We start from the raw sequence: 12,881 nt of genomic DNA on the forward strand, positions 1-12,881 counted from the left end.
TTTTATATAATAAGCTGCCAGCTGTTAAACCATTTTAAGAAATTATATACATAGGAACTATCTACGGGCATTCCCGATAGAACAGGGTAGAATAGTATAAATAAAAGAATGAATACTGCCATATATAAGTGAGTAAAGCGCTTGTCTTTTCTATTTATGATATCCTTAAACATATAGGTAATCATCATTGCCACAAAAATAACTGAAGGAAAATAATGGTATATATATGTTGTTCTTGATATAAGCACCCAGGGAAGGAATTGGGAGCCGTAGGATATCATAATGAAAAGGGCGTTTTTATTTTTCTTTACCGACCACAGGTATATCGTATAAAAAAGAGCGATGATGCCTGTCCACCAAAGGGCAGGATTTCCAAAGGAGCTTATGCCCATTTTAAGGCCGTCAGGCAAGGTCTTAGAAAAGTAAAAAATAGGTCGTATCATAACAGGCCATTGCCACCAGGGGCTTGCGTAAGGGTGGGTAGAAACAAGCTCTGAATGGTAGCTGAACATATCCATCTGGTTTTTTAAAATATCTTTTATGCCGCTGTAGCCAGGTGTATTAAAATAAGACAAATAAGAAAGCAGGTATATAATAACAGGCACTACAATAAAAAATACAACGCAGGCGGCAAAGGTTTTAATGGTGTTTGGGAAAAAGGCTTTTTCTATAGTTTCAATACCATATTCCTTGGCATATTTATATTCTCTAAACCGGTCATAAATTGTTATAAAGAAGATGACTGCGATTCCGGCCAAGGCATATACTCCCTGCCATTTTACCGATATGGCAAGACCCGTAAAAACCCCTGAAAGAAACAGAGGAAGCATTGTTTTTGAAAGCTTTGTGTCATAAAAGCTCATGGTGTAATATTGATACATAAAATAATACATGCCCATAATAAATATACAGGTATAGCTGTCGATTGTGGCAATTCTTGTCTGAGCAAAGTGCATAAAATCAAAGGTAAATATAAAAGCCGTAAAAAATGCCCATTTAGAGCTTTTAAATATATTTCTGGCAAATAAATATATAAAGGGAACCATTAAAACACCGCATAGTGTGCCCATAAACCGCCAGCCGAAGGGGTTCATGCCGAAAAGCAGGATGCCAACAGATATGATTGCTTTTCCTAAAGGCGGGTGGGTGTTTTCATATATTTTTATTCCGTTTATGATTTCATAAGCAGTTCTTGCATGGTATATTTCATCAAAATAGGTGCTGTTTTTATAGGTAGACACCTCAGGAACCATGCCTTGCTCGTCCACAAGCTCCGGAGCGTCTTTAGAGCTTATGGGAATAAGCTTATGTCCTTCTCCTCTTAAGGCTATTTCAAAAAAAGAGCAGTCCTTTTCCGATGCTTCCAAAGCTACGTATTTGGCTTCTCTTTCTATTGCCGCATCTTTCCATGAGAAAACGCCTTTCGTCTCAAGGCTTGCGGCTTCTTCCCAATTTATATAATCTTCTGATACGAATATTTTAAATTCCTTATCGGGCTTAAGCCCTACAAAGTATTGAAGGCTTTCAATATATTGATCGCTTTCCAGCTCTATCACTACTTTTTCCTCTTTTTCAAGCTTAAATAATGTTTCGGGAGCATACGTGTTTCCTAAATTATAAAAAGCAATTACACTGTATAAAAACATAAGAATTCCCATATAGATATAATCTTTTTTTCCTAAAGGAGCAAAAGCTCTTGTTTTTTTAATTTTAAAGAAGGTATAGTCCTCCTTTCTGCCTTTTAATATGCCATACCTTTCCAATGAAGGAGAAGCGGAAAAAGAAAAAAATGCTGTATATGCCATAAAACCAATAATAAAGAGATTTAAAAAACCTATAATCATCATGGGCGCTTCGAGAAACTCCTGTTCAAGGCCCTTAAGGGTCATATATAAAACGTCGGATACGTTTATAAAAAAGCTCAGGCTTAGGCTTAAATAAAGCAGGAAAATCCTTTTATCCTTATTATATACATAGGCCATAAGCATGAAAGGAATAGCCGTAAATAAATATCTTTCATGCACCTTTACGGAAAACATAAATGTAGATATAAATAAGAGAGCCCCTACGAAGAAGTAATTTCCCTTTGAGGAATTTCTTTTAAGAAGGCCTATAGAGCCTATGGTGATTAAAACAATAAAAATTATGCTCCATAAAGAATAGGGCATTAATATAAAAATATCATTGATGCTGGCCCAGTTGCCCCCAAAAACAGCATACAAATTAAAGGCGTTTAAAGAAGCATAAGGGTAGGACTTTAAGGTATTTATATATTGCACAATAACATCTGTTGCGTCAAGGGCCTTTGTAAAGGGAAGTATTCCCCCGACAATGACAAAGAGGCCTACAGTAATGCCGTCTATGATGTTTGTTATGCTTTCTTTCTTGAAGCCGTTTTTTCTTATATAATTATAAACATAGAATATATATACAGGTGACATAATAAGGGATTGGGGCTTAACAATGAGCGCAATGGCAAAAAGCCCGAAAGACCTTATTATTTTATCTGAAGCTAAATAATATATAGAAAGGATTAAAAAGAAGCTGTATACACTGTCTACCTGCCCCCATACGGAACTATCTAAAATAACAGCAGGGTTCACGGCATATATAAGCCCTATAAGCCATGCGGTTTTTTTATCCATTCGCTTTTCAGAAATTTTATATATAAAAACTGATGTTAAAATATCAAATAGGATAGCAGGCATTTTTATGAGAAGAGTAAATGCCGCATCAGTTTCTATTCTGAAAAAATCTTTTGCTTTCCCTAATATAAATAAAACATACATATATCCCGGCGGATAATCTGTAAATGCATCGGAGGAGTAAAAGGAGCTGAAGCCGTCTTCTGAAAGCATTTTGCTCCAATCCTTAAAGCATTGAATATCCCCTGGATAACCTTCTGTTATAAATGCAGATAATATTCTTAAGGACAAGCCGATAAAAACCAGAAGAAAAACAGAATTTATAAGACGCATCTCCCATTTAAAATCACAAATATATAAAATAATTACGGAAAATGCCGCAATAGCCGCTAAAAAATGAATGAGTCCCATAAAAAACCTCCTATAGGAATTTATCCCCATTATATACCAAATGATGTAAAATTTATAGTGCACAAAAGAAGAAAATATTTTCTGATAATATGTTTAAAATGCCATTAATTTGTGTTATTATGTAATGAATGTATTTCTTATGAAATAAAAATTGACTTGCGTATTGCTACGGTTTAAGGAGTATAAAATGGAGCTTTTTTTTGAAGGAAACAAGGCTGTAATGACGAATTATAATAGCTTTGATATAGAAGAAATTCTTGAATGCGGACAATGCTTCAGATTTGATAAGCTTGGAGAAAAAAATTACATATATGTTGCAGGAAACAGAGTTTTACATATTGAACAGAATATAAAAAGAGGGATTGTCGAATTTTATCCTACAACTGAGGAAGAATTCAAAGAATACTGGCTTAATTATTTTGATTTTAACCGTAATTACGAAGAAATAAAAGACATATTAAAACAAAGTGACGATGTTCTTTCAGAGGCCATAAACTTTGCCGGCGGCATACGCATACTGAATCAGGATTTCTGGGATTGTCTCATAGCCTTTGTAATTTCTCAAAATAATAGGATCCCTAGGATAAAACAAGTCATAAAAAACATATCCGAGGTTTACGGAAAAGAAATAGATGAAGGCTATTATTCATTTCCGGAAGCGTCGGTTTTTAATAATGTAACCATTGAGAAGCTTATGGAGTGCAAAACCGGTTTTAGGGCAAAGTATATTCTTGATGCCGCAGAAAAAAGGCTTTCGGGAAGGCTTGATGAAATAGAGATAAGAAAGCTTGATACGGAAAACTTGAGAAAAAGGCTTATGGAAATATACGGCGTAGGCGGAAAAGTAGCCGACTGCGTGCTTATTTTTTCTCTTAACCGCCCGGAGGTTTTTCCCACAGACGTTTGGATTAAAAGAGTAATGCAGCATTTTTACTTTGGGGGCAAAGAGGTTCCCATTAAGGACATACATGCCTTTGTGAAGGACAAATGGGGCGGCCTTGCAGGCTTTGCCCAGCAGTACCTTTTTCACTATGCACGGCTTAACAGAATAGGAGGCAAATAAGTGACCGGAACTTTTGTAAACTTTATAGCCATATTAATAGGAAGCGGAGCAGGACTTTTACTTAAAAACGGTTTAAACGAAAGAATAAAGGCAATAATAACTCAGGCGATAGGTCTTATCGTTTTGTTTTCTGGCATGTCGGGAAGCATAAGCAAGATGATACAGCCGGAAGCCAATACTGTAGTATTTATATTAAGCCTCGTCATAGGCGGAATTATCGGAGAAATGCTTCAAATCGATAAGCGGTTTGATTCCGTAAGTAAATCTATAGATCAAAAATTTGGCGGTGGAAACCCTGTATCTATAGGCTTTATGAGGGCGACGATGCTTTTTTGCATAGGGGCTATGGCAATCGTAGGCTCCATAGAAAGCGGAATAACCGGCAATCATCAAACATTATTTGCCAAATCCGTAATAGACGGAATAACGGCTGTTATATTGGCCTCTACTTACGGCATAGGTGTACTGTTTTCTGCTCTGGCTGTTTTAATATATCAGGGAAGCATAACCCTTCTTTCTATATACATAGAGCCTTATCTTACCTCAGAAATGATAAGAGAGCTTTCTATTGTAGGCGGCATACTTATAGCATGCCTTGGCCTTGATATATTGGGTATTAAGAAGCTTAAGGTTGAAAATTTCATACCGGCTATATTTGTGCCTATTTTTTATTATCTCTTAATGGGAGTATTACCATTTTAAGTAAAACGAAGAAAACGAAAGCAAGAGAGAGATAATGGGAGAGAAAATAAGATATAAGTGTAAATTCGGATATTTTCCATGGAAAATTGGGCTTGCATAAAGCTTTTATTAAATATAATATATATTTTGTAATTAGCACTCAATCAAGGTGAGTGCTAACAGGATGATAATAAAATTTATATATAAATTTGGGAGGTAATTTGATGAAGATTAAACCTTTAGGCGACAGAGTTGTTATTAAACAATTAGAAGCAGAAGAAAAGACAAAATCTGGTATTGTTCTTCCTGGAAACGCGAAAGAAAAACCACAGGAAGCAGAAGTTGTTGCAGTAGGCCCCGGTGGTATCGTAGACGGCAAAGAAGTTCAGATGCAGGTTCAAGTAGGTCAAAGAGTAATTTACTCAAAATATGCCGGAACCGAAGTAAAGCTTGACAAAGAAGAATACATCATCGTTAAGCAGAACGATATTCTTGCAGTTATTGAATAATTAATCAGGAGGAATGAAAAATGGCAAAACAGATGAAATTCGGCGTAGATGCCAGAAAAGCATTGGAATCAGGTGTTAATCAGCTTGCTGATACAGTTAAAATAACTTTAGGACCAAAGGGAAGAAACGTTGTTCTTGACAAAAAATACGGAACTCCCTTAATCACAAACGACGGTGTTACTATAGCCAAAGAAATAGAGCTTGAAGATGCTTTTGAAAATATCGGTGCTCAGATACTTAAAGAAGTTGCTACAAAGACAAACGATGTAGCAGGCGACGGAACCACTACAGCTACAGTTTTAGCACAGGCTATGGTACACGCAGGCCTTTTAAACTTAGCTGCCGGAGCAAATCCTATCATTGTAAGAAGAGGCATGCAGAAAGCCACAGAAGTAGCCGTTGACGCTATTTACAAAAGAAGCCAGAAGGTAGACGGAAAGAACCACATCGCTAAGGTAGCCGCTATTTCCTCAGGCGATGAAGAAGTAGGCAAAATGGTAGCAGATGCTATGGAAAAAGTTACAGGCGACGGCGTTATCACTGTTGAAGAGTCTAAGTCCATGAATACCGAGCTTGAGCTTGTAGAAGGTATGCAGTTTGACAGAGGCTATTTATCCGCTTACATGGCTACAGATATGGATAAAATGGTAGCCGAGCTTGACAATCCATATATCCTTATTACAGATAAGAAAATCTCCAACATTCAGGAAATCCTTCCTATTCTTGAGCAGATTGTTCAAACAGGCGCAAAGCTTCTTATTATTGCAGAGGATGTTGAAGGGGAAGCACTTACTACTTTAATTCTTAATAAATTAAGAGGTACATTCAGTTGTGTAGCAGTTAAGGCACCGGGATTTGGCGACAGAAGAAAAGCAATGCTTGAAGATATCGCTATTCTTACAGGCGGACAGGTTATTTCTGAAGAGCTTGGCCTTGACCTTAAAGAAGCTACCATTGAAATGCTTGGTAGAGCAAAGACTGTTAAAGTTGAAAAAGAAAATACCATCATCGTTGACGGTGCAGGCGAAAAGAAAGATATTGAAACAAGGATAAAACAAATTAAAGGTCAGATTGAAGAAACAACATCTGAATTCGATAGAGAAAAATTACAGGAAAGACTTGCTAAAATTGCCGGCGGCGTAGCCGTTATCAAAGTTGGCGCTGCTTCCGAAACAGAGCTTAAAGAAAAGAAACTTCGTATGGAAGATGCCTTGGCAGCTACAAAGGCAGCCGTTGAAGAAGGTATTATCCCAGGCGGCGGTTCCATATTCATTCATATAGCTAAAGAAGTAGAAAAGCTTATGGATACCCTTGAAGGCGACGAAAAAACAGGTGCTTCCATCGTTTGCAAGGCTCTTTCAGCTCCGCTGAATCAGATTGCTATCAATGCAGGTATTGAAGGCGGCGTTGTTATTAATAAGGTTAGAGAATCCAATGACGGAATCGGTTTTAACGTATTAACAGAAACCTATGTTGATATGATTGAAGCAGGTATTATCGATCCAACAAAGGTTGCAAGATCAGCGCTTCAAAACGCAACAAGCGTTGCTTCAACACTTCTTACAACAGAATCCGTTGTTGCAGACATTAAAGAAGATGAACCTCCAATGCCAGCAGGCGGCGGAATGGGCATGATGTAATTAGCAAACATATTATAATATAATTTTAACAGGCGGAAGAGTTTATCTTCCGCCTGTTTTTTATGGGTTCACTTGGATTGCCTAAAAGCATAACGGGTCATAATACCCGATACTTATAGAGAGCTAGTGGAATAAAAGCAAAAAGAATTATAAATAGAAGATAATAGCCGCATCACCCTGTAAATTCATAGGAACAATGAGTATGCTGTCACCTGCGGAAAAAATCCGCACCGCTATTTCAATTGAAACCAGCTATATGTGAAAAATATAATCGAAAATTATAGTTGACAAAGGAGCATGTCCTATTCTATAATGATTTTAATATATTAAACCTGTGATTGAGAATAGTAGGTTTTATACTAGCCTTAAAGAGAGTCGGCGTTGGTGAGAGTCCGGCAGGAGGTATTTAATTGAATGGACTCATGAGGGCGGTACGAAAGCCTCTGGCTAGTAGTTACCGACGGGCTTTTCACCGTTACCATGAAAGATGTATGTTAGTACATGAGAGAGAGCCGTAAGGCTAATTAGGGTGGCACCGCAGGTATGCTCCTGTCCCTTGTTTATACAAGGAACAGGAGTTTTTTTATTGTCACGAAAAGGTACGAACTAGAGAACAGAATAGCTATAGTTTAGAGATGCCCTGTGAAATTAGTAAGAGACGGTTTGGATTGGCTTATAATCCAAATTTCGCTGAAAAAGGAGGTTTTTAAATGAATTGGCGATGGCATAGCTTGAAAAAGATTTATATAAAAAAGGTATTCATATTAAAATTTATTTAAAAGGAGATTCACTATGAAAAAGATATATATTTTATTAGCCTTTGTTTTACTTTTAGGAGGCTGCGGAACAGCATCAGCAAATGAGAAAAAGGTTTATAAAATAGGGGTAAATCAATACGCTCAGCATAAATCCTTAGATAATTGCTATGAAGGCTTTAAACAAGGCCTTGAAGAAGCAGGTCTTAAAGAAGGGGAAGATTTTACCATAGATTTTCAAAATGCATCAGGGGATAACAGCAACGCAAATTCCATAAGCCAGAATTTTGCCGCAAAAGAATATGATATGATTGCAGCCATAGCGACACCTTCTGCTATAAGCGCATATTCGGCGGCAGAAAGCAAGGATATCCCTGTATTATTTATAGCCGTATCCGACCCTGTTGCCGCAGGCTTAGTGGAAAGCCTTGATAAACCTGGGAAAAACAGCACCGGAACAAAAGATGAGCTTCCTATGGAAGCCCAGCTTAAACTGATAAGAGCATTTATGCCTGACGCAAAGAAAATAGGTGTTTTATATACCTTAAGCGAGACGAATTCCCTTACCCATCTTGAAGCCTTTAAAGCCCTTGCTCCTGAATATGGCTTTGAAGTAGTGGAATCCGGTGTTTCAGGGCCTTCGGATATTCCCATGGCAATTGACGCTCTTCTTCCTAAGGTTGACTGTGTAAATAATTTTACAGATAACAATGTAGTACAGAATTTAAGCCTTTTGGTAGAAAAGGCAAATGCAGCAGGAATTCCGGTATTCGGTTCAGAGGAAGAACAAGTAAATAACGGCTGCATTGCAAGCGAAGGTATTGATTATATTGCTTTAGGAAAAGAAACAGGGCTTATGGCAGCAAAAATATTAAAAGGTGAAGCAAAAGCATCTGAAACGGCAGTTAAAGTAATCAAAGAAAGTACCCCCATAGCAAATAAAAAGACCCTTGAAGCTTTAAATATTGAAATACCTGAAGAATATAAAAACATTGAAATTGTTGAATAAAGGAGTATGAAAATGTCCGTAATGGCAAACATATTAACCGGCATAGCAGAACAGGGTCTTATTTACGGCGTATTGGTGTTAGGGGTATATATAAGCTATAAAATACTTAATTTTCCCGATTTATCCGTCGACGGAACATTTTCTCTCGGTGGGGCAATAACGGCAGTTTTAATAACGGCAGGGGTAAATCCTTGGATTTGTCTTTTAATCTCTTTCGGGGGCGGGCTGCTCTGCGGCTTCCTTGTAGGCCTTATGAACGTAAAGCTTAAAATAAGCGAAATCGTCTGCGGAATTATAATGATGACTGGGCTTTATTCGGTTAATTTAAGAATCGCAGGCTCTTCCCTTGCACCTATAATCAATCGGGAGACCATATTTAACGGCAGATTATACGGCTTTATTTCAAACATATCTTCTTATGGAATTTTAATAATAGCCTTTATTTTAACTTTGGGAGCAAAGCTTCTGCTGGACCTTTATTTAAAAACAAAATCTGGAATGCTTCTAAAGGCTTCGGGAAGCAATCGGCATTTAACGGAAAGCCTGGGCCAAAACCCTGATTTTTATAAAATTATAGGCCTTTCTCTGGCAAACGGGCTTACGGCATTTTCAGGAAGCATCTTATGCCAGCAGCAGAAATACTTTGAAATCAATATGGGTACAGGAATGATGGTTATGGCGCTTGCTTCAGTAATAATTGGAAGCACGGTTTTCAAGAAAATAAGCTTTATGGAAATTACCACCAAAGTAATCGTTGGTTCTGTAATTTATAAAGGCTGCGTAAGCCTTGCATTGAACCTTGGTTTTTCTCCCAATGATTTAAAGCTTATTATGGCTGTTATTTTCCTTTTGGTTCTTGCTTTCAATAATTTTGGGAGGGTAAAAAATGCTGATACTTAAAAACATAAATAAAAGCTTTTCTATTCAGAATAGAGAAAAAGTCCTTTTCGAAGGCTTAAATTTGCAAGTTGAAAAAGGGCAATTTGTATGCCTCTTAGGAAGTAACGGAAGCGGCAAAACCACACTCTTAAATTTAGTCTGCGGAAATATTTCCCCGGATTCGGGAAATATTTTCCTGAACGGACAGGAAATAACAAATGACAAGGCCTATAAACGGGCAAGAAAAATAGGCAGGGTATTTCAAAACCCTTCCATGGGAATCTGTGCCGATATGACTGTATTTGAAAACCTTTCTCTTGCCAATAATAAAAATAAAGGCTATGGCTTAAGATTCTGTGTAGACAGAAGGAAAAGAGACTACTTTCAGACAAAGCTTGAAAGCTTCGGCATGGATTTGGAAAACAGCCTTTATGTGAAGGCCGGAAGCCTTTCAGGAGGGCAAAAGCAGGCTCTTGCTTTATTAATAGCTACAATGGAGGATATTGAGCTTTTAATCTTAGATGAGCATACAGCTGCCCTTGACCCCAGTGCTTCCAATACCATTATGGAAATAACGGGAAATATTATAAGGGATTCGAAAATAACGGCCCTTATGGTAACCCATGATTTGGAATATGCCTTAAACTATGGCGACAGGCTCATCATGATGCATAGGGGAAGCGTTATAATGGATAAAGAGGGTATTGAAAAAAGCCGCCTTGATGTAGCAGCTATGCAGAATTACTTTGATGGGCTTAACTATCCTGCGGCAGTTTAAAAAATTCTCACATTGATAACAGCTATTATCAATGTGAGAATTTTAATTTATTACCTTTTTTAAACGATTACTATAGGTTCATAGTATTCATATTTTAGTTTGCTGGAATTTTCTCCTCTTGCAAGCAAATATATATCCGTTGAAGAAATTTCTTTCTCAAGAAGATTAAGGGCTTTCTTATTAAGAAGCGTATCTGCCTTTTTAATATTTGTAATAAGGGGCAGAGTGCCTTTTTCTTCTATTTCTTTTAGTAAAAAGCTTTTTTCTTTTTTAAATCCCAATACTCTAATATAAGGAGGCCCTCCCGACTGCATAAGCTCTTTAAATTCTTTCTTTTTAATACCGAGCAGTATATGAATCACGGCTCTTTGAATTTTAGTCTGAGCATAGCGTTTTGATTTCAGGGCTTTTATGATATTGCTTATTAAATAATTTTCCGATGAAACTCTTAAAAGTCTGTTTTCAAGACCTTCGTCCATATCAAGTATATCTTTAAGCTCTTCGGCAGATTTTGTTGCAAGAATATAGTGGAATATACTGCTAAGCTCATCTATAAATACAGGGGTATTTTTTAGGGCCATTTCCGAATGCCATATATCGATTGAATTTTCCGGAACGGTATTTTTAAGGCAATTGATATTGCCCCTTTGAAGCTCGTTTCTTATGGCTGTGGCGGAAGAAATCTTTTCCGTAAGCTCTTTATTATGGTAATGGGCGATTTCTCTTGATATAGTAAAAGGCGCTATAGAAGAATTTATTAATTGGAGAGCCTTCAGATACTCCACCGCCAGAATATTATTAGGGCTTTGAAGAAGGCTTTCCGAATCCGTAAAGCTATTTTTTAAAGCAATGCTTCTTGCGGAAGGGAAAGAAAGACCTTGTTTAAGACCTTCTTTAAGCGCTTTTTTATATTCGTCAGATTCGTTCATAAGGAACTTAGAGATTTTTTTAAGCTCGGAAATATTTCCGCTTTCAGAGCCGAAGCAAATGCTGTCGACTATGCCGGTTCCGTTGAGGATAGCTATAGAGGCCTTGGCGAAAAATTCTGCGCTTGAAGCGGCAAAACACACAGGAAGCTCTATAACCATGTCTACACCGTTTAATAAGGCAATTTTCGTCCTTGCGTATTTACTCATTATAGCAATATCACCCCGCTGAACAAAATTCCCGCTCATAACGGCGATAACATTTTCGCTTCCCGTTATTTCTTTAGATTTTTCTATATGATGCAGATGCCCATTATGAAATGGATTATATTCTGCTACAATGCCAACAGTTTTCATTAAAACCACCTTTTATACTATAGAAATGATAGAAACTGTTCTTATGCTTAAAACACTATTAATATGTATTTTAGAAATGTTAAAAATATTTTTAGCCAAGGTCTAAAGGGAGAAAGTCATTTGGAGAAAGTTCATAATCCACTGTAGATTGCAGTTCGCCCACTTGATTTTTCCAAGAATTGCAATTAATTTTAACTTTACGAAAGCCAAGCTTTTCATAAATATGCTGCGCTCTGGTATTTTCTAAATTCGTATCTAAAATAATCTTTTTATATGAAAAATCATTGAATAAGCTGGTAATAAGCATTTTTAACAAAATTGAGCCATAGCCCTTTTCCTGTTGATTGGATTCACATATTTTAATTCCGATTTCGGCAATATTTTCGCCCTTATTTCTGTAACTCATCTCTCCTATGGGAAAACTATCTGCTTCCATAATAAGCCTGCGGCAAGTATTATCGGAATCTGCTGCAAGTGCATCTATTATTTTTTTCGTATTTGTATGAAGACCATGGGGAAATCCGGCATGGGCCATGATATTTCCATCATTCCACCATTTGCATAAAAGCGCCGCATCATCAGCTTCGGCATTTCGAATAAGGAAATTTTTATATTTTAAATACATAGGCCCTCCTGAAAATAGAAGAAATTGCAGATATCCGATTTATTTTATACCCATATATATATTACAACTATGGGGTTTTGTAAGTGAACGTATATAAATAGAATCAGGCGGAGCTTGCTCCTATTCATAGTATACCATAAAGGAAAGTATTATGAATATAGCGTTAAAGTAAATTCAGATTTTCCATATTATAAAATTTGGGTTATGGCCCCAGTTAAACTGTTACTTCCTAAATTCATAGGATATCTTTGGATAATGTCTCTTACGTTTCTTATGTTTACGTCTTTTCATCATGAATAAAATGGACGGGGTTTATGCCCCGTCCTTGCAAGGATTTATATGATACATAAAGTATTTTTGATAGTTTAGTTAATATAAGCCTTGCTGATAATAGTATGTGAAATATAAAAATAAATATACATTTTTTTATATGAAAAGAATTATATAAATTAAGTGTTTTTTCAGAAATAAATATCTTGAATTATTATAGTAAATTAATTATGAAGAAGTAGCAAAAGCCTAATTTCAGCAGGTTCAAAAGCACGGATTTGGTATATTTTTGAGCCTGTGTAAATATGCGGCTTTGCTACTGTTTAATTTTAA

Annotated in this window: 10 protein-coding genes and 1 other annotated feature; of the genes, 7 read left to right on the top strand and 3 right to left on the bottom strand. The window is 36.7% G+C overall.

The annotated features are described in order from the left end of the window. Nucleotides 1-2: 2 nt before the first annotated feature. Nucleotides 3-3,056 (bottom strand): phospholipid carrier-dependent glycosyltransferase, encoded by a 3,054-nt coding sequence (locus NBX03_RS07505; RefSeq protein ID WP_250230128.1) that lies wholly within the window; start codon nucleotides 3,054-3,056, stop codon nucleotides 3-5. A gap of 187 nt (nucleotides 3,057-3,243) precedes the next feature. Between NBX03_RS07505 and NBX03_RS07510 the strand changes: the two genes are divergently transcribed. From NBX03_RS07510 to NBX03_RS07540, 7 genes are all read left to right on the top strand, one after another. Continuing rightward, a complete protein-coding gene (locus tag NBX03_RS07510) occupies nucleotides 3,244-4,119 on the top strand; it encodes a DNA-3-methyladenine glycosylase family protein (protein WP_250230129.1) in 876 nt (291 codons plus the stop codon). Next, complete coding sequence (locus tag NBX03_RS07515) at nucleotides 4,120-4,821, top strand: DUF554 domain-containing protein (protein WP_250230130.1); 702 nt, start codon at nucleotides 4,120-4,122, stop codon at nucleotides 4,819-4,821. A gap of 203 nt (nucleotides 4,822-5,024) precedes the next feature. After that, nucleotides 5,025-5,309 (top strand): co-chaperone GroES, encoded by a 285-nt coding sequence (groES, locus tag NBX03_RS07520; RefSeq protein ID WP_250230131.1) that lies wholly within the window; start codon nucleotides 5,025-5,027, stop codon nucleotides 5,307-5,309. A gap of 20 nt (nucleotides 5,310-5,329) precedes the next feature. After that, nucleotides 5,330-6,949: a chaperonin GroEL gene (gene groL / locus NBX03_RS07525; protein WP_250230132.1), complete on the top strand. Its 1,620-nt coding sequence runs from the start codon at nucleotides 5,330-5,332 to the stop codon at nucleotides 6,947-6,949. A gap of 325 nt (nucleotides 6,950-7,274) precedes the next feature. Next, nucleotides 7,275-7,509: a binding site (T-box leader), on the top strand. 232 nt (nucleotides 7,510-7,741) lie between these two features. Further along, on the top strand, nucleotides 7,742-8,713 hold the full coding sequence (locus NBX03_RS07530) for an ABC transporter substrate-binding protein (RefSeq protein ID WP_250230133.1): 972 nt from the start codon (nucleotides 7,742-7,744) through the stop codon (nucleotides 8,711-8,713). A gap of 21 nt (nucleotides 8,714-8,734) precedes the next feature. Continuing rightward, the gene (locus tag NBX03_RS07535; protein WP_250230246.1) at nucleotides 8,735-9,613 is read left to right on the top strand and encodes an ABC transporter permease; all 879 of its coding nucleotides are present in this window, start codon (nucleotides 8,735-8,737) and stop codon (nucleotides 9,611-9,613) included. Then, nucleotides 9,600-10,370, top strand: a complete 771-nt coding sequence (locus tag NBX03_RS07540; RefSeq protein WP_250230134.1) for an ABC transporter ATP-binding protein — start codon at nucleotides 9,600-9,602, stop codon at nucleotides 10,368-10,370. Before NBX03_RS07535 ends, NBX03_RS07540 begins: the two co-directional genes overlap by 14 nt. Nucleotides 10,371-10,429: 59 nt before the next feature. On the opposite strand, the gene NBX03_RS07545 is transcribed toward NBX03_RS07540, so the two are convergent. Both NBX03_RS07545 and NBX03_RS07550 read right to left on the bottom strand, forming a co-directional pair. Beyond that, the gene (locus NBX03_RS07545) at nucleotides 10,430-11,653 is read right to left on the bottom strand and encodes a nucleotidyltransferase (protein WP_250230135.1); all 1,224 of its coding nucleotides are present in this window, start codon (nucleotides 11,651-11,653) and stop codon (nucleotides 10,430-10,432) included. Nucleotides 11,654-11,744: 91 nt separating this feature from the next. After that, on the bottom strand, nucleotides 11,745-12,278 hold the full coding sequence (locus NBX03_RS07550) for a GNAT family N-acetyltransferase (protein WP_250230136.1): 534 nt from the start codon (nucleotides 12,276-12,278) through the stop codon (nucleotides 11,745-11,747). Nucleotides 12,279-12,881 lie beyond the last annotated feature (603 nt).

The organism is Anaeropeptidivorans aminofermentans, assembly GCF_940670685.1.
Classification (GTDB): domain Bacteria; phylum Bacillota; class Clostridia; order Lachnospirales; family UBA5962; genus Anaeropeptidivorans; species Anaeropeptidivorans aminofermentans.

What these genes read in the sequence shown, in the direction of transcription:
- NBX03_RS07545 (WP_250230135.1), bottom strand. Translation starts at nt 11,653, where the DNA reads ATGAAAACTGTTGGCATTGTAGCAGAATATAATCCATTTCATAATGGG.
- NBX03_RS07530 (WP_250230133.1), top strand. Translation starts at nt 7,742, where the DNA reads ATGAAAAAGATATATATTTTATTAGCCTTTGTTTTACTTTTAGGAGGC.
- NBX03_RS07510 (WP_250230129.1), top strand. Translation starts at nt 3,244, where the DNA reads ATGGAGCTTTTTTTTGAAGGAAACAAGGCTGTAATGACGAATTATAAT.
- NBX03_RS07535 (WP_250230246.1), top strand. Translation starts at nt 8,735, where the DNA reads ATGGCAAACATATTAACCGGCATAGCAGAACAGGGTCTTATTTACGGC.
- NBX03_RS07550 (WP_250230136.1), bottom strand. Translation starts at nt 12,278, where the DNA reads ATGTATTTAAAATATAAAAATTTCCTTATTCGAAATGCCGAAGCTGAT.
- NBX03_RS07540 (WP_250230134.1), top strand. Translation starts at nt 9,600, where the DNA reads ATGCTGATACTTAAAAACATAAATAAAAGCTTTTCTATTCAGAATAGA.
- groES (WP_250230131.1), top strand. Translation starts at nt 5,025, where the DNA reads ATGAAGATTAAACCTTTAGGCGACAGAGTTGTTATTAAACAATTAGAA.
- groL (WP_250230132.1), top strand. Translation starts at nt 5,330, where the DNA reads ATGGCAAAACAGATGAAATTCGGCGTAGATGCCAGAAAAGCATTGGAA.
- NBX03_RS07505 (WP_250230128.1), bottom strand. Translation starts at nt 3,056, where the DNA reads ATGGGACTCATTCATTTTTTAGCGGCTATTGCGGCATTTTCCGTAATT.